This window comes from Mycolicibacterium sp. MU0050 (genome assembly GCF_963378085.1).
GTDB classification, from domain to species: Bacteria; Actinomycetota; Actinomycetes; order Mycobacteriales; family Mycobacteriaceae; genus Mycobacterium; species Mycobacterium wendilense.
On the sequence record NZ_OY726395.1, the window covers coordinates 784,765 to 804,634 of the forward strand.

General features: G+C 70.5%; 24 protein-coding genes and 1 riboswitch. Of the genes, 13 read left to right on the plus strand and 11 right to left on the minus strand.

Annotated features, from left to right (window positions below):
- The first annotated feature begins 6 nt into the window (after positions 1–6).
- Together R2K23_RS03705 and R2K23_RS03710 are read left to right on the plus strand one after the other, a co-directional pair.
- A complete protein-coding gene (locus tag R2K23_RS03705) occupies positions 7–1,152 on the plus strand; it encodes a thiolase family protein (RefSeq protein ID WP_316514360.1) in 1,146 nt (381 codons plus the stop codon).
- A gap of 145 nt (positions 1,153–1,297) precedes the next feature.
- On the plus strand, positions 1,298–1,771 hold the full coding sequence (locus R2K23_RS03710) for a VOC family protein (RefSeq protein WP_316514361.1): 474 nt from the start codon (positions 1,298–1,300) through the stop codon (positions 1,769–1,771).
- 6 nt (positions 1,772–1,777) lie between these two features.
- Here R2K23_RS03710 and R2K23_RS03715 read toward each other — a convergent pair whose 3' ends face one another.
- On the minus strand, positions 1,778–3,427 hold the full coding sequence (locus tag R2K23_RS03715; RefSeq protein ID WP_316514363.1) for a DNA repair helicase XPB: 1,650 nt from the start codon (positions 3,425–3,427) through the stop codon (positions 1,778–1,780).
- Between the two features lie 87 nt (positions 3,428–3,514).
- Positions 3,515–5,782: a helicase-associated domain-containing protein gene (locus tag R2K23_RS03720; RefSeq protein ID WP_316514365.1), complete on the minus strand. Its 2,268-nt coding sequence runs from the start codon at positions 5,780–5,782 to the stop codon at positions 3,515–3,517.
- A 64-nt stretch (positions 5,783–5,846) separates the two neighbouring features.
- Here R2K23_RS03720 and R2K23_RS03725 point away from each other — a divergent pair, with 64 nt between their 5' ends.
- Genes R2K23_RS03725 through R2K23_RS03740 form a run of 4 tightly spaced genes read left to right on the plus strand, consistent with a single transcriptional unit; the run spans position 5,847 to position 7,427 of the window.
- Positions 5,847–6,041 (plus strand): hypothetical protein, encoded by a 195-nt coding sequence (locus R2K23_RS03725; protein ID WP_316514366.1) that lies wholly within the window; start codon positions 5,847–5,849, stop codon positions 6,039–6,041.
- The gene (moaC, locus tag R2K23_RS03730) at positions 6,038–6,529 is read left to right on the plus strand and encodes a cyclic pyranopterin monophosphate synthase MoaC (RefSeq protein ID WP_316517037.1); all 492 of its coding nucleotides are present in this window, start codon (positions 6,038–6,040) and stop codon (positions 6,527–6,529) included. Before R2K23_RS03725 ends, moaC begins: the two co-directional genes overlap by 4 nt.
- Positions 6,517–7,005, plus strand: a complete 489-nt coding sequence (locus R2K23_RS03735; RefSeq protein ID WP_316514368.1) for a MogA/MoaB family molybdenum cofactor biosynthesis protein — start codon at positions 6,517–6,519, stop codon at positions 7,003–7,005. The genes moaC and R2K23_RS03735 overlap by 13 nt, the downstream gene beginning before the upstream one ends.
- Positions 7,002–7,427, plus strand: a complete 426-nt coding sequence (locus tag R2K23_RS03740) for a molybdenum cofactor biosynthesis protein MoaE (RefSeq protein WP_316514370.1) — start codon at positions 7,002–7,004, stop codon at positions 7,425–7,427. The genes R2K23_RS03735 and R2K23_RS03740 overlap by 4 nt, the downstream gene beginning before the upstream one ends.
- Positions 7,428–7,536: 109 nt before the next feature.
- On the opposite strand, the gene R2K23_RS03745 is transcribed toward R2K23_RS03740, so the two are convergent.
- The 4 genes from R2K23_RS03745 to R2K23_RS03760 form a co-directional block, all read right to left on the minus strand.
- The gene (locus R2K23_RS03745) at positions 7,537–8,955 is read right to left on the minus strand and encodes a transglycosylase family protein (RefSeq protein WP_316514373.1); all 1,419 of its coding nucleotides are present in this window, start codon (positions 8,953–8,955) and stop codon (positions 7,537–7,539) included.
- An 8-nt stretch (positions 8,956–8,963) separates the two neighbouring features.
- A riboswitch (cyclic di-AMP (ydaO/yuaA leader) is annotated at positions 8,964–9,181 on the minus strand.
- A gap of 224 nt (positions 9,182–9,405) precedes the next feature.
- Positions 9,406–9,675 carry a MoaD/ThiS family protein gene (locus R2K23_RS03750; RefSeq protein WP_316514375.1) on the minus strand — a complete coding sequence of 90 codons (270 nt, stop codon included), beginning with the start codon at positions 9,673–9,675 and terminating at the stop codon, positions 9,406–9,408.
- A gap of 1 nt (position 9,676) precedes the next feature.
- Complete coding sequence (gene moaA, locus R2K23_RS03755) at positions 9,677–10,729, minus strand: GTP 3',8-cyclase MoaA (protein ID WP_316514376.1); 1,053 nt, start codon at positions 10,727–10,729, stop codon at positions 9,677–9,679.
- Positions 10,726–11,133: a YccF domain-containing protein gene (locus R2K23_RS03760; RefSeq protein ID WP_316514378.1), complete on the minus strand. Its 408-nt coding sequence runs from the start codon at positions 11,131–11,133 to the stop codon at positions 10,726–10,728. Before R2K23_RS03760 ends, moaA begins: the two co-directional genes overlap by 4 nt.
- Positions 11,134–11,297: 164 nt before the next feature.
- Between R2K23_RS03760 and R2K23_RS03765 the strand changes: the two genes are divergently transcribed.
- The 3 genes from R2K23_RS03765 to R2K23_RS03775 are packed head-to-tail and all read left to right on the plus strand — an operon-like array spanning position 11,298 to position 13,536.
- Positions 11,298–11,711 (plus strand): cold-shock protein, encoded by a 414-nt coding sequence (locus R2K23_RS03765; RefSeq protein ID WP_316517039.1) that lies wholly within the window; start codon positions 11,298–11,300, stop codon positions 11,709–11,711.
- A 28-nt stretch (positions 11,712–11,739) separates the two neighbouring features.
- Entirely contained in the window at positions 11,740–12,756 is a 1,017-nt protein-coding gene (locus R2K23_RS03770; protein ID WP_316514380.1) for a glutathione S-transferase family protein, read from the plus strand.
- Between the two features lie 9 nt (positions 12,757–12,765).
- The gene (locus R2K23_RS03775) at positions 12,766–13,536 is read left to right on the plus strand and encodes a deoxyribonuclease IV (RefSeq protein ID WP_316514382.1); all 771 of its coding nucleotides are present in this window, start codon (positions 12,766–12,768) and stop codon (positions 13,534–13,536) included.
- Here the strand turns inward: R2K23_RS03775 and R2K23_RS03780 are convergent.
- A complete protein-coding gene (locus tag R2K23_RS03780; RefSeq protein ID WP_316514384.1) occupies positions 13,533–14,054 on the minus strand; it encodes a DUF2771 family protein in 522 nt (173 codons plus the stop codon). The two genes, R2K23_RS03775 and R2K23_RS03780, sit on opposite strands and share 4 nt — an antisense overlap.
- On the minus strand, positions 14,051–15,769 hold the full coding sequence (locus tag R2K23_RS03785) for an MFS transporter (RefSeq protein ID WP_396892984.1): 1,719 nt from the start codon (positions 15,767–15,769) through the stop codon (positions 14,051–14,053). Before R2K23_RS03785 ends, R2K23_RS03780 begins: the two co-directional genes overlap by 4 nt.
- Before the next feature lie 88 nt (positions 15,770–15,857).
- Here R2K23_RS03785 and R2K23_RS03790 point away from each other — a divergent pair, with 88 nt between their 5' ends.
- Positions 15,858–16,700 (plus strand): DUF3027 domain-containing protein, encoded by an 843-nt coding sequence (locus R2K23_RS03790; protein ID WP_316514388.1) that lies wholly within the window; start codon positions 15,858–15,860, stop codon positions 16,698–16,700.
- On the opposite strand, the gene R2K23_RS03795 is transcribed toward R2K23_RS03790, so the two are convergent.
- Positions 16,675–17,136 (minus strand): SRPBCC family protein, encoded by a 462-nt coding sequence (locus R2K23_RS03795; RefSeq protein WP_316514390.1) that lies wholly within the window; start codon positions 17,134–17,136, stop codon positions 16,675–16,677. The genes R2K23_RS03790 and R2K23_RS03795 overlap by 26 nt on opposite strands.
- Positions 17,137–17,156: 20 nt before the next feature.
- Positions 17,157–17,432 (minus strand): DUF2530 domain-containing protein, encoded by a 276-nt coding sequence (locus R2K23_RS03800; protein WP_316514391.1) that lies wholly within the window; start codon positions 17,430–17,432, stop codon positions 17,157–17,159.
- A 90-nt stretch (positions 17,433–17,522) separates the two neighbouring features.
- On the opposite strand from R2K23_RS03800, the gene R2K23_RS03805 reads away from it, so the two are divergent.
- Genes R2K23_RS03805 through R2K23_RS03815 form a run of 3 tightly spaced genes read left to right on the plus strand, consistent with a single transcriptional unit; the run spans position 17,523 to position 19,051 of the window.
- Positions 17,523–17,954: an Rv0880 family HTH-type transcriptional regulator gene (locus R2K23_RS03805; RefSeq protein ID WP_316514392.1), complete on the plus strand. Its 432-nt coding sequence runs from the start codon at positions 17,523–17,525 to the stop codon at positions 17,952–17,954.
- Positions 17,951–18,769, plus strand: coding sequence for a TrmH family RNA methyltransferase (locus tag R2K23_RS03810; protein WP_316514393.1), 819 nt, complete (start codon positions 17,951–17,953; stop codon positions 18,767–18,769). Before R2K23_RS03805 ends, R2K23_RS03810 begins: the two co-directional genes overlap by 4 nt.
- A gap of 9 nt (positions 18,770–18,778) precedes the next feature.
- Positions 18,779–19,051, plus strand: a complete 273-nt coding sequence (locus R2K23_RS03815) for a DUF2537 domain-containing protein (protein ID WP_316514394.1) — start codon at positions 18,779–18,781, stop codon at positions 19,049–19,051.
- Between the two features lie 6 nt (positions 19,052–19,057).
- Here R2K23_RS03815 and sepH read toward each other — a convergent pair whose 3' ends face one another.
- Complete coding sequence (sepH, locus tag R2K23_RS03820; RefSeq protein ID WP_316514396.1) at positions 19,058–19,858, minus strand: septation protein SepH; 801 nt, start codon at positions 19,856–19,858, stop codon at positions 19,058–19,060.
- Positions 19,859–19,870 lie beyond the last annotated feature (12 nt).

The following is a 19,870-nucleotide window of genomic DNA, read 5'->3' on the forward strand; positions in this document are numbered from 1 at the left end:
ACTGCGATGACTAATGACGTTGCCATCATCGGCGTCGGCCTGCACCCGTTCGGCCGCTTCGACAAGCCGGCCGTGCAGATGGGTGCCGAGGCCATCCGGCTGGCGCTCGCCGATGCCGGCGTGGAGTGGAAGGACATCCAGTTCGGCTTCGGCGGCAGCTACGAGGTGTCCAACCCGGACTCGGTGACCCGCCTGGTGGGTCTGACCGGCATCACCTTCACCAACGTCTTCAATGCCTGTGCCACCTCGGCCAGTGCCATCCAGCAGACGGCCGACACCATCCGGCTGGGCAAGTACGACATCGGCGTCGCCGTCGGCCTGGACAAGCATCCGCGCGGCGCGTTCACCGATGACCCGGCCAAGCTGGCCCTGCCGCAGTGGTACGCCGAGAACGGCCAGTTTGTCACCACCAAGTTCTTCGGCATGAAGGCCAACAAGTACATCCACGACCACAACATCAGCCAGGAGACCCTGGCGCGGGTGGCCAACAAGAACTTCCGCAACGGCGAACTGAACCCGAATGCCTTCCGGCGCAAGCCCATTTCGGTCGAGGAGATCCTCAACTCGCCGGCGCTGAACTACCCGCTGACGCAATACATGTTCTGCGCGCCCGACGAGGGTGCCGCCGCGGTGATCATGTGCCGCGGCGATATCGCGCACAAGTTCACCGACAAGCCGGTCTACGTGCGGGCCAGCGAGATTCGGACCCGCACCTTCGGCGCCTACGAGGTGCACGCCACGTCGGCTCCGCTGGACTCCGATCCCGCGCCGACGGTGTACGCCGCCAAGGCCGCCTACGAGATCGCCGGCATCGGTCCCGAGGACGTCGACATCGCCCAGTTGCAGGACACCGACGCCGGCGCCGAGGTCATCCACATGGCCGAGACGGGGCTGTGCAAGGACGGCGAGCAGGAGAAGATGCTGGCCGAGGGCGCCACCGAGATCGGCGGCTCCATCCCGGTGAACACCGACGGCGGTCTGATCGCCAATGGCGAGCCCATCGGTGCGTCCGGCCTGCGTCAGATGCACGAACTCGTCCGTCAGCTGCGCGGCGAGGCCGGCGAACGCCAGGTGCCGGGGCAGCCCCGCGTCGGCCTGGCTCAGGTTTACGGCGCGCCCGGTACCGCCTCGGCGACCATCCTGTCGCTGTAGGAGGCGAGCCCGCTCGCGCGAACGTGCGCAGACCCGGCCGACACCGCGGTGTGTCGGCCGGGGACGCCCCTGCAAGCGGGGGACCCCAGCACGCTCGCGAGTAGTGGCGCGATGAGTTTCTCCGCTCGCGCCGGTCAGTACCGGCATGCTGAAAATCACGCCCTGTCTCTGGTTCGACGGCACCCTCGAAGAGGCCGCCGAGTTCTACACCTCGATTTTTCCCAACTCGTCCATCGAGGCCTACGGTCGCGCCACCGAAGCGGGCCCCGGCCAACCCGGTGATCTGCTCTACGGCACCTTCGTGCTGGACGGAAACCGTTTCCTCGCGATCAACGGCGGCCCGGAGTTCCAGTTCAGCGAGGCGGTGTCCTTCGAGGTGCGCTGTGCCGACCAAGCCGAGGTCGACCATTACTGGTCGCGATTGGTCGATGGCGGCGAGGAGTCGCAGTGCGGCTGGCTCAAGGACCGCTACGGACTCAGTTGGCAGATTGTGCCGGAACGGCTCTACGAGCTCATTGAGCACCCCGACCGCGCGATCGCCGCGGCCGCGACCACCGCGATGTACGGCATGCGCAAGATCGTGGTGGACGATCTGGAGGCCGCGGTCGCGAAGGTGTGAACGGCCTCAGATCGCGGGGCCCAGCAGGTCGTCGGCGTCCTGGATGAGGTAGCCGTAGCCCTGCTCGGCCAGGAAGCGCTGCCGGTGCGCGGCGTACTCGGCGTCGAGGCTGTCGCGGGCCACCACCGAGTAGAAGACCGCGCCGCCGCCGTCGGCCTTCGGGCGCAGCAGCCGGCCCAGGCGCTGCGCCTCCTCCTGGCGAGACCCGAAGGTGCCCGAAACCTGAACGGCCACCGCGGCTTCCGGCAGGTCGATGGAGAAGTTGGCCACCTTGGAGACCACCAACGTGCGGATCTCACCGGTGCGGAACGCGTCGAACAGGGCCTCGCGTTCGGCGGTCTTGGTGGAGCCCTGGATCACCGGCGCGTCCAGTTCCGCACCGAGTTCCTCGAGCTGATCGAGGTAGGCGCCGATCACCAGCGTCGGCTCCTTGGGATGGCGCTCCAGGATGGACTTCACCACCGCGATCTTCGAGTGCGCGGTCGAGCACAGCTTGTACCGCTCCTCGGGCTCGGCGGTCGCGTAGAGCATCCGCTCGTTGTCGGTGAGGGTCACGCGGACCTCGATGCATTCGGCCGGGGCGATCCAGCCCTGCGCCTCGATGTCCTTCCACGGCGCGTCGTAACGCTTCGGGCCGATCAGGCTGAACACGTCGCCCTCGCGGCCGTCCTCGCGGATCAGGGTGGCCGTCAGCCCCAGCCGCCGCCGCGACTGCAGATCGGCGGTCATCCGGAACACCGGCGCCGGCAACAGGTGTACCTCGTCGTAGATGATCAGCCCCCAGTCGCGGCTGTCGAACAGTTCCAGGTGCTTGTACTCGCCCTTGGTGCGACGGGTGATCACCTGATAGGTGGCGATGGTGACCGGCCGAATCTCCTTGCGTTCCCCGGAGTATTCGCCGATCTCCTCCTCGGTCAGCGACGTCCGCGCGATCAACTCGCGCTTCCACTGCCGGCCCGCGACGGTGTTGGTCACCAGGATCAGCGTGGTGGCGCCTGCCTTGGCCATGGCCGCCGCACCGACCAGCGTCTTGCCGGCGCCGCAGGGCAGCACCACCACGCCCGAGCCGCCCGCCCAGAACGATTCGGCGGCCATCTCCTGGTAGTCGCGCAGCTCCCAGCCGTCCTGATCCAGGGCGATGGGATGCGCCTCACCGTTGACGTAACCCGCCAGATCCTCGGCGGGCCAACCGATCTTGAGCAGCATCTGCTTGACGCGGCCACGCTCGCTGGGGTGCACGACCACGGTGTCGTCGTCGATGCGGGCGCCCAGCATCGGGGCGATCTTCTTGTTGCGCAACACCTCTTCGAGCACCGCGCGGTCCAGGCTGACCAGGGTGAGCCCGTGCACGGGACTCTTGACCAGCTGCAGGCGCCCGTAGCGGGCCATCGTGTCGACGATGTCGACCAGCAGCGGTTGCGGCACCGCATAGCGGGAGAAGGTGACCAGCGCGTCGACCACCTGCTCGGCGTCGTGGCCGGCCGCGCGGGCGTTCCACAGCGCCAGCGGGGTGATCCGGTAGGTGTGGATGTGCTCCGGGGCGCGTTCGAGTTCGGCGAAGGGCGCGATCGCCGCGCGTGCGTCGTCGGCCTGCTCGTGGTCCACCTCGAGCAACACCGTCTTGTCGGACTGCACGATCAGGGGTCCATCGGTCACGTGCGCCACCCCCTTGTCATCGCAGTGCGTTGGTACCGCCGGCGGGAGGACCCCAGCGCGGCCTCGTCTTCGGCGTGCATTTCTCCATTATCCCGACTCCGCCGACATGACCGAGGTCACTCGGTGGACGGCGAAATCGCGGACCCGGCCGGCGGCGGTGTCGAAGGCGGTCAGTTGCCCGCCGCGCACGTGGATCGGGGACACCACCCGCTGCGTGGAGACCCCCGCGGCGTCGGTGTAACCGAGCACCACCGAGGTCTGGTGCAGGGCGGCCTGCTGCAGCAGGGCGATCGTGCGGGCCGGGTCCAGCCGCGCCGTCCCGGCGGTGCCGTCGTGCACCTTGCGCAGCACCGAGACGATGGACGAGAGCGTGTCCCGGTTCGGGGCGTGGGGCGCCGGGCGGAAGAACCGGCGGTGGGTGGGCACCGGCACCCGGCCGCTGCGCGAGCGCAGATCCACGATGGTGCCGGTGGAGTCCTCGGCGGCCGGTGCCAGGCCCGCCGAGCGCAGCGCGGCCAGCAGGTCGGCGATGGGGGCCTGCGAGACCGCGACCGTGGGCGCCAGCAGCCGCAGATCCAGCTGGGCGACGGCCGGGGCGGCGACGGCCTGGGCCAACAGCGTGGGGTCCTCGCACCGCACGAACGACGACGCGATGCCCACCCGCAGCTGTCCGTGCCGCCGGGCGACGTCGTCGATCAGATACGTCAACCCCTGCGGCACCGGAGTCTTGGAGTGCTTGGCGAAGAACGCATGCAACTGCCCGGGAGTGCGGCCGGTGTCGAGCGCGTTGCGGATGGAGGCCTCGCCCACCCGGTACACCATGGCGGCGCCGGCGGATTCCACCTCGGCGACGGCGGCCAGTTCCTCGGCGAGGTCGCGGTCCAGCGGCCCCGGGACCACCACGGTCAGGTCGGCCTGCACCAGAAAGTGGTCGACGGGGGCGGGCAGCGCCTTGGCCATCGCCGCGATCGCGGCCTCCGGCCCGTCGGACAGCAGGGCGCGCGCCGGGGAGGTGATGGCGCCGCGACCGAGCAGGCCGACGGCGTGGGCCTCTTCGAGCAGCTGCGCGACGGGAGCGGGCTGCAGCCGGGCCGACCACCGCGGCCGGCGCCAGATCATGGCGCGCGAGGCCTCCGCGGCATCCACCGAGGTGCCGGGTTTGAACTCGGCCAGCGTGGTCAACAGCAGCCGTCGATCCAGCGGCGCGGCGGTCGAGTAGAGCGAATCCGACAGCGCGGCAAACGGTTTGCCGTCCGGGCCGCGGTGCCCGATCAGGCTGGGCCGGGCGGGCAGATCCTGCCAGGTGCTGGCGAGCAGATGCCAGCGTTCGGCGGTCGGGGCCTCGATGAACCGGTCGGCGGCCACGGTGGGCGCCCAGTACGGTCCCTCCGGCCCGTCCTCCGGCTCGGGGTCGGGCATGCCGTTGGCGATGAGTCCGGCCGCCGACGCGATCTCCAAGATCAGCGCCAGGCGACCTTCGCCGATCCCGGTCTGCTTGGCCAGCCGCTTCATGTCCCGGATCCCGAGGCCGCCGCTGCGAAGCTCGGGCACCGGCGTGGTGCCCAGGGTGTCGATCACCACCTCGAACTCGCGCAGCAGGTCGATGATGGCGCCCGCGCCCGCGGCGTCGATCGCCTTCGCGGTCGGCGGCTTGGCGGGGGCGACGGGCTGCGGTGCGGTGAACTCCGCCGGTCCGGGATGTTCGCCGCGCAGCAGCTGGCCGACCTGCCGGGGCAGGATCACCGTGTCGCTGTCGAGCTGCCGCAACAGCCCGGCGGCCAGCAGCCGTTGCACCGGGCGGTCCGGCGCAGTGCCGGGGGCCGCGTCGCGGGTGCGGCCCACCGGCGATCCGTCGAGCAACCGGTCCAGCAGTTCGCGTTGGGGGGCGTCGAGCGACTCCAGGCGCGCCGTCAGCTCCGCGGGGTCGGCCGCGGCATCCTCCAGCACCACCTGGCCGGGATACCAGGGCAGTCCCGCCGTCGCCTCGGCGGCGACCCGTACCGCCGCGGCGTCACCCCACACCAGCGCCCGGTCGCGCAGGTCGTCCAGAGCCGTCTGGATCGCGTCCTGCGGAGCCCGCTCGCCGATCAGCGCGACCAGCTTGCTCACGGGTACGGGTGCCGCGTCGGCCTGCAGCACCAGGAGGGCATCGAGCACCGCCAGCCGCAGGAAGTCCAGGTCATCGGTGGCGGCCTTGACCGATTGCCGGGCCTGCGCGCGCGCCGCGAGCGCCGAAATGCTGCCCGGCGGCGGCTGCGCGAGGTCCGGCCGCAACTCCAGCAGCCGGATCAGCCGCTCGTCGTCCGAGTCGGCCAGCCAGACGCCCAAGGGCACGCCCGGGGTGTGTTCGGTCATCGTGACCAGGGTAAAGCAGCCACCGTGACGCACGAAGATTCCATGACCTGTCACAATGGCACTCGTGGCTGACATCGCTGAGACCAACAAGGGCCGCTACGTCGATCCAGGCTGGCCGACCACCGACCCCGACGACCACGCCGTGAGCGAACTGGCGACGGACCGCACCGGAGCACTCTCGCCGTTCGGTGAGATCACGTTCCCGGTCCCCGCCGAGGAACTGCCTTACGTGCACCCGGTCACCGTCGTCAACAGATAACGGTGGTCAGGGGCTCCGGTTCCCAGCCGCTCTCGCACCTCGATGAGCGGGGTGCCGCCCACATGGTCGACGTCAGCGACAAGGACGTCACCAAGCGCACCGCCGTCGCCTCGGGTGTCCTGCACACCACCGCCGAGGTCGTTAACCTGATCTCGGCCGGCGGGCTGCCCAAGGGCGACGCGTTGGCCACCGCCCGGGTGGCGGGCATCCTGGCGGCCAAGCGCACCAGCGATCTGATTCCGCTGTGCCATCACTTGGCCCTGACCGGCGTCGACATCGACTTCGAGGTCGCCGACGCCGCGGTGGTGGTGACCGCCAGCGTGCGCACCACCGACCGCACCGGTGTCGAGATGGAGGCGCTGACCGCGGTGAGCGTCGCGGCGCTGACCGTCTACGACATGATCAAGGCCGTCGACCCGGCCGCCCGCATCGACGACATCAAGCTGCTCACCAAGGCCGGTGGCCGTACGGGAGAATGGCGCAGGTGACCCGCACCGGCCGCATCGTCATCGCCTCGACGCGGGCCGCCACCGGCGTCTACGACGACCGCAGCGGCCCGTTGATCGCCGAATGGTTTGTCCAGCAAGGCTTTTCGGACCCCGAGATCGTCGTGGTGCCCGACGGTGAACCGGTGGGCCGCGCGCTGCGGATCGCGGTCGACGACGGCGTGGACCTGGTGATCACCTCCGGTGGCACCGGCATTTCCCCCACTGACGAGACGCCGGCGCAGACCGCGGCGGTGCTCGACTTCGAGATCCCCGGCCTGGCCGATGCGATCCGCCGCTCGGGCCTGCCGAAGGTGCCCACCTCGGTGCTGTCCCGGGGGGTGTGCGGCGTCGCCGGCCGGACCCTGATCGTGAACCTGCCCGGCTCGCCCGGCGGCGTGCGCGACGGGCTCGGGGTGCTCACCGATGTCGTGCCGCATGCCCTGGACCAGCTGGCCGGGAAGGATCATCCGCGATGACCGTCGTGTTGCGCGCCGCACTGACCGAGGCGCCGATTCTGCTGTCCGAGCACGAAGCGTTGGTGGCCCACGAGGCCGCCGGCGCGGTGGTCGGTTTCGCCGGGGTGGTCCGCAATCACGACGGCGGCCGAGAGGTGCTGCGGCTCGAGTACTCCGCGCACCCGCTGGCCGAACAGACCATGGCCGAGGTGTTGGCCGAGGCGGCTGCGGAGGCCCGCGGGGTGCGGGCGCTGGCCGCCAGCCATCGGGTGGGGCCGCTGCAACTCGGTGACGCCGCCCTGGTGGCTGCCGTGGCCGCCGATCACCGGCAGGCCGCCTTCGAGGTGTGCGCCCGGTTGGTCGACACCATCAAGGAGCGGCTGCCGGTCTGGAAGCACCAGTTCTTCGCCGACGGCACCGACGAGTGGGTCAACTGCGCCTGAGATTGGGTTGGCGCGGAACCCGGCTGGTTCGGCCCTGGCCGAAAATGCAGCCAGGGTCGTTGATCTCGAGGACCAACGACCCTGGCTGCAATCTCGGCTGGGGAACCGCTCAGGCCGGCGGCGCGGGGACCGGTGCGGGAGCAGGCGCGGGGGCCGGAGCTGCCGGGCCGACCGGAGTGTTGGGGGTCAACGGAGCCTGCGCGGGCGGCTGCGAGTTCAGCGGACGCTGGGCCAGCGCCAGCAGCATGTCGTTGCCGCTGATCTCCTGCGTCTGCACGGCATGCCACAGCTCGCGCAGATAGGTCAGGTTCGGCTGGTTGTTGGGCGTCAGCGGCACGTTGGAGGCCCCGGGCGGCAGGTTGTCCGGGCTCGGCAGGTGCGGGATGGCCTCGGCCGCGATGCTCGGCACCTCGCCGGAAGCGAGCTGGTTGGCCGCATCGAAGGCCGGCGCGGGGATGTCGATGTTGGCCAGCGGGGCCAGCGGATCGGCGGGCGGGGCCGGCACGGCCGGATCCACCGGCGCCTGCGGGACCACGTCCAGCGACCACTTCTCGGGTCCGGGCGCCGCGTTCGGGTCGGCGTGGGTCCAGTCGGCGGGGTCCACCGGAACCTCGAGGGAAGCCTGCTCGATGACGGCCTCGTCGACCGGCGGCGCGACGAAGTCGACCGGGACGGCCTCGGGGGCCGGCGGCGGGGGCGGGGGTGCGATGTCGACGGGCGGAGCCGGGGGCGCCTCGGGGGCGGGCGGCAAGGCGTCGGGGGCCGGGGGTGCGACGAAGTCGACCGGGACGACCTCGGGGGCCGGCGGGGGTGCGACGTCGACGGGCGGGGCCGGGGGTGCCTCGGGCGCGGGCGGCAGAAGTTCGGGAGCCGGCGGAGCCGGGGGAGCCTCAGGCGCGGGGGCCACACCCTCGGGAGCCGGCGGCAGACCCTCGGGAGCCGGCGGCAAGCCCTCCGGGGCCGGGGGTGCGACGAAGTCGACCGGGACGGCCTCGGGTGCCGGCGGGGGCGGCGGCGGGGGTGCGATGTCGACGGGCGGGGCCGGCGGGGCCTCGGGGGCGGGCGGCAGGCCCTCAGGGGCCGGGGGCAGTGGCGCGCCCAGCGCCTCGGGGGCACCGGCCTGCTCGACGGGAGCCTCGACGGTGTTGACGACGTTGCGGGGCGTCGGGCCGGACAACACCTTGCCGCATACCGGCCAGGCGCCCTTGCCCTGCGTGGCGAGCACGCGCTCGGCGACGGCGATCTGCTGTTCCTTGGTGGCTTGATGTGCCCGGGCGGCGAACTCGCCGCCGCCGTGGCCCGACCAGGTGCCGGGGGCGAACTGCAGGCCGCCGTGGTAACCGTTGCCGGTGTTGATGGCCCAGTTGCCGCCGGACTCGCAGCGCGCGACGGCGTCCCATTCGCTGTCGGTCGCGGCACCGGCCTGCGCGGCCAGCCCGAGACCGGTTCCACCGATCACGGCGCCCGTGAAGGCGATCTTCGCGACGTTCTTGTTCGCCTCGCTGGGCTTGCGGTGCCGTCCACTCATAGGTCGGTCAGTCCTCTCTGTCTGCGCCCACGAGGTCAGCTGTCGGGTTCGGGCTGGAGAGGTTGCCCGGCCGCGGTCATCCCCGTGCAGGGTCTGACGTCGGCTTCACCCCTAGGGGCCGCGAGCGGCCCCGGGTCCGATTTCGGTGGACCGGTTGGGTCCCCCGTCTCCATCCAGTGGTGTTCGTTGGTCCCCCTTGCCCGACGGATGGAGCTCGGCGCAATCAGGAAAGGGAGGGTTCGCCGCTCGGTAGCACTCGGCTGGCCAGAGACGACGGTAACGGGTGTCAGGCCCCGCGTCATCTTTTCCCCAACGCGGCGTTTCCGCAGGTGGCAAACCTTAAAGGGACTCTAAATGCCCAAGTCGGACGGTGGTTAACGCAGGTCAGTTCGGGCCGCCGGCGGCCGAATCGCGGGCCGTGATCAATCCGTTATGTGACACAAATCACGATTATCCGCCGGCAAAGGGCGGTAGGACGTCGAGGGTCTGGCCGGCGATCAACGTTCCGTCGAGGTCACGCACGGCAACGCCGTCGAGCAGGTAGGAGCACCGGGCCAGCACCCGAGCCAACTCCGCATCACGCTCGGACAGGGTGTCGACGACGTCGCGCACGCTCGCGCCGGAATGAATCTCGAGGACTTCTTGTTCTGTGCCGGCGGCCGCGCTCGCGGCCGCGAAGTAGCGGACCGTCACCGAAATTGCCGTTCGTACGTCGGTCATCTCATCCACCTATCGCACTCATGGGGCGTGCCGGCTGCACGAAGCTGGGGTCGTTGATGCCGTGCCCCGCGGCCTTCTGCCACATCGCCGATCGCCAGGCCGCTTCGATGGCGTCGTCGCCGGAGCCGTCGCGCAGCAGGCTGCGCAGGTCGGTCTCGCGGGTCGCGAAAAGACAATTGCGTACCTGCCCGTCCGCGGTCAGCCGAGTGCGGTCACAGGCCGCGCAGAACGCCTCGGACACCGAGGCGATCACCCCGACCGTGGCCGTCCCGCCGTCGACGCGCCACAGCTGCGCCGGCGCCGAGCCGCGCGGTGCGGGGTCCCGGGTGAGCGTGAAGTGCCGGCGCAGCGTCTCGAGGATCTCGGCGGCGGTCAACACGCTGCCCCGTTGCCAGCTGTGCCCCGCGTCCAGCGGCATCTGCTCGATGACCCGCAACTGGTAGTCGTGCTCCAGGCAGAACCGCAGCAGCGCCACCACGTCGTCGCGGCCGGTCTCGGGGTCCAGGACGGCGTTGACCTTCACCGGCCGTAACCCGGCGCGCTGCGCGGCCGCCAGCCCGGCGATCACGTCGTCCAGCCGGTCGCGACGGGTGATGGCCTCGAAGTGGGCGGCATCAACGGTGTCGAGCGAGACGTTGACGCGGTCCAGGCCGGCGTCGGCCAGGGCCTGGGCCTGCCGGTGCAGCGCGACGCCGTTGGTGGTCAGGGCGATCTGCGGCCGCGGCGACAGCGCCGCGGTGGCGGTGATCACCCGTCGCAGGTCCTTGGCCAGCAGCGGTTCGCCCCCGGTGAACCGGATGTTGGTGATGCCCAGCCGGGTGACCGCGATGCGCAGCAGCCGCACCAGCTCGTCGGTGCTGAGCACCTCCTCGGAGCCCAACCAGTCCAGCCCCTCGGCGGGCATGCAGTAGGTGCAGCGCAGGTTGCACCGATCGGTCAGCGACACCCGCAGATCCGTGGCCACCCGGCCGAAGGTGTCGATCAGCGGCCCGTCGGCCGGGGCCTCGCCCACGGGTCGGAACACCGACGGCAGTCCCAGGGGAGTCACCGTCATGCCGGCAGTCCGATGCGGTCGTGGCGGGCCTGGTCCACCGGCACGATGTCCTTGCCCAGCGGCAGCAGCGAGATCGGGATCATCTTGAGATCGGCCAGCGCCAGCGGGATGCCGATGATCGTGACGGCCATCGCGATGGCGCTCAGCAGATGCCCCAGCGCCAGCCACCAGCCGAACAGGATGATCCAGACGATGTTGCCCACCAGCGCCCCGGGGCGGGTTCCGGGCTTGTCGACGACGGTCCGGCCGAAGGGCCACAGCGCGAACGCCGCGATGCGCAGGGCCGCGAAGCCGAACGGGATGGTGATGATCAACACGAAGGAGATCAGGGCGGCGAGCAGGTATCCCAGGGCCAGCCACAGGCCGCCGAAGATCAACCAGATCACGTTCAGTATCAGGCGCATCTCTCCTCCAGCGGTATGGCCAGACTACCGAGTTAACACGGATGTTGGTGGCGGGGTCAGCCGAGTAGGATCATCCGTCAGTGCGCCCTGCGCAGGCGGGGCGCACTGTTCTGTGACGGTGGAGGCCGCCCCTGGGGCGGCCCTAAGACAAGCGGGTGAGACCAGTGCCGACCGGCCGGGTGAAGTGGTATGACGCCGAGAAGGGCTTCGGCTTCCTGTCTCAGGAGGAGGGCGAGGACGTCTACGTCCGCTCATCCGCGCTGCCCGCAGGCGTGGAAACGCTCAAGGCCGGGCAACGGGTCGAATTCGGGGTCGCCGCCGGCCGGCGCGGTCCGCAGGCGCTCAGCGTGAAGCTGATCGATCCGCCGCCGAGCCTGTCGCGGACCCGGCGGGAGGCCGCCGGCCCGCCGGAACGCAAACACTCACCCGACGAACTGCACGGCATGGTCGAGGACATGATCACGCTGCTCGAGGGCACCGTGCAGCCGGAACTGCGCAAGGGGCGCTACCCGGACCGCAAGGTCGCGCGGCGGGTGTCCGAAGTGGTCAAGGCGGTTGCGCGCGAACTCGACGCGTAAATCGGCGTGAGGTGGGCATGCTGGTGGTATGCCTGATTCGTACGTAGCCCGCGGCGGCGAATTCAACCGCGACACCAACTACATCACCAGCCGGATCACCGCCGACGGTCGAGACGGCTACCCGGTGGAACCCGGACGGTACCGGCTGATCGTCGCGCGGGCCTGCCCGTGGGCGAACCGGGCGATCATCGTCCGCCGCCTGCTGGGACTCGAAGACGTTCTCTCCATTGGGTTCTGTGGACCCACGCACGACGAGCGCAGCTGGACCTTCGACCTGGACCCGGGCGAGGTCGACCCGGTGTTGAAGATCCCGCGGCTGCGTGACGCCTACCTGAAGCGGTTCCCCGATTATCCGAAGGGCATCACGGTCCCGGCGATCGTCGAGGTTTCCACGGGCGAGGTCGTCACCAACGACTTCGCGCAGATGACGCTGGATCTGTCCACCGAGTGGACCGCGCATCACCGGCCCGGGGCGCCGCAGCTGTATCCCGAGCCGCTGCGCGACGAGATCGACGAGGTGGCCCAGCGGATCTACACCGAGGTCAACAACGGTGTCTACCGCTGTGGGTTCGCCGGCAGCCAGGACGCCTACGACGCCGCCTATGACCGGTTGTTCACCGCGTTGGACTGGCTCACCGAACGGTTGAGCGGGCAGCGCTACCTGGTCGGTGACACCATCACCGAAGCCGACGTGCGGTTATTCACCACGCTGGCCCGGTTCGACCCGGTCTATCACGGCCACTTCAAATGCAACCGGCACAAGCTGGCGGAACTGCCGGTGCTGTGGGCCTACGCCCGCGACCTGTTTCAGACACCGGGGTTCGGCGACACCGTCGACTTCGTCCAGATCAAGCAGCACTACTACCTGGTGCACACCGACGTCAACCCCACCGGCATCGTGCCGAAGGGCCCCGAGCTGTCCAGTTGGTTGACCCCGCATGGTCGAGAAGAACTGGGCGGCAGGCCATTCGGTGACGGCACCCCGCCCGGGCCGACGGCACAGGGCGAACGGGTGCCCGCCGGGCACGGCGCCGGTCCTGGCTAGGCTCTGGGTATGGCTCTGCTTGGTGCGCACGTCGACTCCGCTGATCCACTGGCCGCCGCGGCCGCGCGCGACGCCGAGGTGGTGCAGTTCTTCCTGGGGGACCCGCAGGGCTGGAAGAAGCCGGCCGAGCATCCGCACGCCGATGCGCTGCGCGACAGTGAAGTGGCGATCTACATCCATTCGCCGTACGTCATCAACGTCGCGTCGACCAACAACCGCATCCGGATCCCCAGTCGCAAGATCCTGCACCAGCATGCCGAGGCCGCGGCCGCGATCGGCGCCAAGGGGCTGGTGGTACACGGCGGGCACGTCACCGCCAAGGACGATCCGCAGGCCGGTATCGAGAACTGGCGCAAGCTGTTCGAACGCGCGGAGGAGTCCGGTGGCTTCCCGCTGCCGATCCTGATCGAGAACACCGCCGGCGGCGACAATGCGATGGCCCGCCGGTTCGACCGGTTGGCCATGCTGTGGGACGCCGTCGGGCAGTACGAGCCGGGGTTCGTGCTCGACACCTGCCATGCCTGGGCGGGCGGTGAGGAACTCGCCGACATCGCCGACCGGGTCAAGGCCATCACCGGGCGCATCGACCTGGTGCACGCCAACAATTCGCGCGATGCCTTCGGTTCGGGCGCGGACCGGCACGCCAACTTCGACGCCGGGACCTTCGACTCGGAGCTGATCGCCTCGGTGTGCCGGGACGCCGGGTGCGACGTGGTCATCGAAACCCCCTCCGACGGGCACGCCGCCGATCTGGAGTTCCTCCGGAAAAGCTTGGCCTAGTCGGTATTCGGCGCCGGCGCCGCGCGCTGCTCCCAGACGGTGCGCACCGACCATTCCGCGTGCGGTATCTCGCGGATCTCCCCGTCGACCTCCACCAGCGTCGGCAGTTGCACGGCCAGCCCGGTCAGCCGCCCGCGCTGCGGGTCCACCGTCGGGATGGTCACCGCCAGTCGCTCGCCGGGCGGGAACGTGAAGATCTGGTCCTTGTCGATCTCCTCGTAGGCCAGGATGAGCCGCCACGGCGCCGAGCCGATGGCCGACGGCACCGAAAGTTGCACCGGGTCACTGTGATTGACCACCAGCTCGCCCTGCGCCCCGCCCTCGAAGCACTCGTTGAGGTTCACCACGTTGCAGTACAGGTAGGGGCCCACCCGCACCAGGTCGCCATGGCTGAAGGCGCTGATCTCCGGCAACGACGGGCCGCCGTCGTCGCGGGTCAGCAGCCACGCCGCAACCCCGGCGCCCCCTGATGCCAGCACCACCGCGGCGCTGATCAGCACGATCATGACCCGTTTCATTCGCGGTCTCCCACCTGTGACCACACCCTTGTCTCGTCGCGTCCGGCACCGTCCTGCACCACCTTGACCGGGCGGTTACCGCCGAGCCCCGGAATCAACGATGCGCCATGGAAACTCAGCACGGTCTGGGCCAGGCCCGGGATCAGCACCGCGCTGATCGCCGTGAAGCCCACCCACAGATCGGTATAGACCAGAACCCCGATGGCGCCGCCGAGGACCCAGGCCAGCTGCAGCACCGATTCGGACCGGCCGAACGCCGAGGCCCGGGATTCCTCGGGCAGGTCCTGCTGCAGCGAGGCGTCCAGGGAGGCCTTGGCGATGGCGCTCGCACCTGAGGTGACCAGCGTCGCGACCGCCACGACCAACAGGTTGCCGGTGACCGCGGCCAGCAGCGCCACGCCGGTGACCGCGATGGCGCAGCGCACCACCAGCACCGCCGGCCGGCCCAGCTTGAGCCGCGCGGCGGTGAAGTTGCCGGCGAAGTTGCCCACCCCGGCCGCGGCGCCGATGAGACCCAGGATGGCCAGCTGCTGCCAGCCGGTCGCGTCGTGGGATTTCGCGACGAAGGCGGGGTAGAGGAACAAAAAGCCCACCATCGCCTTGACGGTGCAGTTACCCCACAGCGCGGTGATGACGTTGCGGCCCAGGGGCTGTCGCGGGGCGCGGGCGGGCGCCTGGGCGGCGGGTTCGGGCCGGCGCCGCAGCGTCTCGCCATAGCGGTCGGAGTCGTGGTAGCTCAGCGTCGCCGGGACCTCACCGGCGGTGACCTCCACCCAGCGCGGAATCTGCATCGACAGCCAGATCCCCGCGACCGAGACCGCCACCAGCACGTAGAGCGCACCGGGCAGGCCGAAGAGGCTGGTCAAGCCGTACTCCACGCCGGCGGCGATGCCGCCGCCGACGATGGTGCCGCCGAGCAGCCCGAACATCGTCAGCCGGGAGTTGACCCGCACCAGGTCGATGCTCGGGGGCATCACCCTGGGGGTGACGGCGCTGCGCAACACCGTGAACGATTTGGACAGCACCATCATCCCGAGCGCGCAGGGATACAGCACCCACGACGGGAAGCTGCCGGTGGCGCCGTCGTAGTTGGCGATCAGCACCACCGCCAGGGCGGTGCGCAGCCCGAAGGAGCCGGCCAACGCCACCCGGCGGCCGTGCTGCAGCCGGTCCAGCGCCGGCCCGATCAGCGGGGCGATGACGGCGAACGGGGCGATGGTGATGAGCAGGTACAGCGCGACCCGGCTCTTGGATTCGGCGGTCGCCGCCGCGAAGAACAGCGTGTTGGCCAGCGCGACGGCCATGGCGGCGTCGACGGCGAAGTTGGCCACCACCGGCCAGGTGAGCGCGGTCAGACCGGACTTGTCGGCGCCGTCGGCCGTGGCGGCACGATGGACCAGGCCGTACATCCGGGTGCCCATCTCCCGGCTGCGCATCGCGGCCGCGCGGGTGACGGTGATGCGCGCGGCGTCGTCGTCGGCCGGGTCCGACTCCGCGCGGGGCGGGCTGGTGCGGCGGTCGTCGTCGAGCGGCGGCAGGTACCGGTTGCTGCTCGGACTCGAGCGGGGGGAGCGCGGCGGGTCGCTGGGGTAATTCGCCATGCCGGGATGCTCGTCGGCCGGGCGGCGACGGGGCCCCTGCGGGGTGCCGCGCCGAGTGCCGGAACGGGGCCGCGGGCGGTCCCCGTAACGCGGATCATCTCGACGCCCTGACACGACCTCGATTGTTCCCTATTTCGTTCCAGTGGCGCGTCCAGGTAACCGGTGTGGCTCCCACGTCGCTGCTGAGGCAGTATTGACGGTGATGGACAGCGTGACCGAAACCACCGATCGACCCGTTGCGGAGCCCAGCGCCGAGGTGACCGAAGCCCTGGCGGCCGTGCTCAACGGCGCGGTCGAGGCCGCGCGCGAGGCGGTCGAGGACTTCAGCGGCGGCACGGTCGGTGAATACCTGGGGGTCAGCTACGAGGACCCGACGGCGGCCACCCATCGTTTCCTGGCGACCCTGCCCGGTTACCGCGGCTGGCAGTGGGCGGTGGTGGTGGCCGCCTACCCCGGCGCCACCCGCGCCACCATCAGCGAGGTGGCCCTGGTGCCCGGGCCCACCGCGTTGCTGGCCCCGGAGTGGGTGCCGTGGGAGGACCGGGTCCGCCCGGGGGACCTGGGCCCCGGCGACCTGTTGGCGCCGCCGGCCGACGACCCGCGGCTGGTGCCCGGTTACCGGCTCACCGGGGACCCGGACATCGACGAGACCGCCGCGGAGATCGGGCTGGGTCGGCGACAGGTGATGAGCGCCTGGGGCCGCGCCGACGCGGCGCAGCGTTGGCACGACGGCGATTTCGGCCCGTCGTCACCGATGGCGCGCGCCACCAAGCGGGTCTGCCGGGACTGCGGCTACCTGCTGCCGCTGGCCGGATCGCTGGGCACCATGTTCGGGGTGTGCGGCAACGAGATGGCCGCCGACGGACACGTGGTCGACTTCGAGTACGGCTGCGGCGCCCATTCCGACACGCCAGCACCCGCCGGCGGCGCGGGGTCACCGCAGTTCGACCCCTACGACGACGGCGTCCTCGAGGTCGCGGCCACGCCGAACCCGGAGCAGTCCGACGAGCCGACCGTCATCAACCCCGTTCCACCGCCGCTTTGATTCGCTGCAGCGACTCGTTCATCCCGTCGACGAGTTCCTGCTCGAAGCTCGTCACTCCGCCCATCAGCTTGTCGACCAACAGGTTCGACACCGCCGAGGTGCCGTTCTCGGCGTGGCGCGACTCGATCACCCGGGTGCCGCCGCCGGCGGTGGGTTCCAGCTCGTAGCTCCACACGCTGCGGTTGGCGTCGACCTTGAACGCCAGCTTCTGCTCCGGGACGACTTCGGTGACGGTGCACGTGGTGGGCCAGACCATGAACTTGCCCCGCCGGTTGAGGTTCAGCGTCCGGGTGCCGGGTCGCACCGCCCCGAGGGGCTTCATCACGCGGCACTGGGGGCTCCACTCGGGCATCCGGCTCAGGTCGGAGATCGCCTCCCACACCTTGGATACCGGCGCGTCGATGGTGATCTCGGTTTGCAGCAGTGGTGCGGCCATGGTTTCTCCTTGTTTCGGATTCAGCGGTTTTCGGTGGTGTGTGGTCCGTCGACGAGCCCGGTCTGGGCCCCGCGGGCGCCGCGGCGGGCGGCGCTGCGCTGCCACAGGAACACCGACGTCCCGAGGACCCCGGTGGCGAGGCCGGCCAGGCAGATGGGCCGCCAACTCTCGAGCGCGGGAACGGTGAAGGCGGCCACGGTCGCCAGCAACCACAGCAACGCCCCGACGCCGATGACCCGCCAGGGTTCGGTCAGCGCGGCGGGCAGCGGCGGCGGTTCGGGAGTTTCGGCGGTCATCGGGTCCAACGTATCGGATACCTCGATTTAGGTAGACGGTCTTTTCATTGGGCGGTGGGTAAAGGTGCTGCTGAAGTATTGTTTCTCCTCGTGATGGATGTCGATAACCGCCTGGCGGGCGATCTTTCGCTGGCGGTGATCCGGCTGGCGCGGCAGTTGCGGTTTCGGCGTCCGGATTCGCCGGTGTCGCTGTCCCAGCTGTCCGCACTGTCCACGCTGTACAAGGAGGGTGCGATGACGCCGGGAGCCCTCGCCATCCGCGAGCGGGTGCGGCCACCGTCGATGACCCGGGTCATCGCGGCGCTGGCGGAAATGGGCCTGGTGGTCCGGACCCCGCATCCCATCGACCGCCGTCAGGTGCTGGTGTCGGTGTCCGACACCGGCGTGGAGTTGGTGGAGACGGAGCGTCGCGAGAGCCAGGCGTGGTTGCAGCGCCGGTTGGGCGCGCTGGACTCGGACGAGCGGGCGGTGCTGCTGCGCGCAGCAAAGCTGATGTCGAGCATCGTCGACGAAACCGCGTGACCGTCAACGTCGTTGACGTCGAGGACGCGGGGGACCCCCGGCTCGACGATTTCCGTGATCTGAATTCGGTGGACCGCCGGCCGGACCTGCCCACCGGTCGAGGGTTGGTGATCGCGGAGGGGGTGCTGGTGGTCCAGCGGATGCTGGCCTCGCGGTTCTCGCCGCACGCCCTGTTGGGGACGGCGCGCCGGCTGGAGGAATTGCGCGCCGATCTGCAGGGCACCGCCATCCCGTACTACCGGGTCGACGCGACCCTGATGGCCGAGGTCGTCGGGTTCCACCTGAATCGCGGGGTGCTGGCCGCCGCGCGACGGCCGGGCGAGCTGACGCCGGCCGCGGTGGTCGAGAACGCGCGCACGCTGGCGGTGCTCGAGGGCGTCAACGATCACGAGAACCTCGGGTCCATCTTCCGCAACGCCGCGGGTCTCGGTGTCGACGGCGTGGTCTTCGGGGCCGGTTGCGCCGACCCGCTGTATCGGCGCGCGGTACGGGTGTCGATGGGCCACGCGCTGCTGGTGCCGTTCGCGAAGGCGCAGTGCTGGCCGGCGGATCTGACCATGTTGCGCGAGAAGGGGTTTCGGCTGCTCGCCATGACACCGGACGCCGCGGCCGCCTCGCTGGCGAGCGCCATGACCGAACTGGCCGGCGACCGGGTGGCCATTCTGGTCGGCGCGGAGGGGCCGGGGCTGACCGAGACCACCATGCGCGCCAGCGATGTGCGGGTCCGCATCCCGATGGCCCGGGGCACCGATTCGCTCAACGTGGCCACCGCCGCGGCGCTGGCGTTCTATGAACGGGCCCGCTGCCACGGTTAGGGTGCCACCGTGACTGAGGAACCCACGCCCTGGGGCACCGGGCTGACCGCGGCGGCGTTCGCCGCCGCGGTCGTCGCGGCCGCGATAGTGGTGCTGAGTCTCGGCTTGATCCGGGTGCATCCGCTGCTGGCGGTGGGGCTCAACTTGATCGCCGTCGGTGGTTTGGCGCCCACCGTCTGGGGATGGCGTCGGATCCCGGTGGTGCGGTGGTTCGTCCTGGGCGGTGCGATCGGCGTGGCCGGGGGGTGGCTGGCGCTGCTGGCGCTGGCCGCCGGCGGCTGAGTCGCGTCAGCGGTCGCCGCTGGAGCGCACCCCGAGCAGCACGTCCTCCCATGCCGGCACCGCAGGCCGGCCGCGCTTGGCCCGGGCGGGCGGGGCCTGGTCGGGGGCCGGTTGCGGTTTCGGTGTGGGGGCCGCCTCGGCCGGGCTGGGAGCCGAACCCTCGAATGCCAGCTGGGCCAGCGGAGCGACGGGACGCAGCGGGCGGTCGAAGTCGGGGTCGATCAATTCGGTCGCGGTGTCGTCGAGCGCGGTGACGGTGCCGCCGTGCGCGCCGGGGACGTAGCGGAAGTGCGCGACGTTGTCGGAGCGGCCGGCCTTCCAGGCCAGCTGGACGGTCCAGCGGCCGTCCTCGTTGCGCCAGGCGTCCCAGTTGGTGTTGTCGGGGTTGAGTCCGCGGTTCACCAACGCGGTGGTGACGGCCTCGAGCAGCGTCAGGACCGCGGGGCCGTCGGCGAGCACCGGGTGCGCGGCGGTGGCGAGCTCGGCGGCCCGGGCACGTTCCAGCAGGACGGGGTGGGCGAAGCGTTCGATCTTGGCCGGGTCCGCTCCGCTGGCCTCGGCCAGTTGCTCGACGGATGCTCCGGCGCGGATCCGGGCTTGAATTTCCTTGGGACGCAGCACGCTTCTGACCTCGATGTCGATTTGTGTCTGGCCGACGCGGGAGGCGTCACCACGGACGGCGGCGCGCAGGCGGTCGTCGAGGCGCAGGCGGAACTTGGTGGGGCCGTCGGAGCTTCCCGGGCCGTCGTCTTCGCAGATGATGTGTCGGCCGTCGACGTCGAGTCCAACAACTTTCAGATCTCGCATGTCGACCTCCTT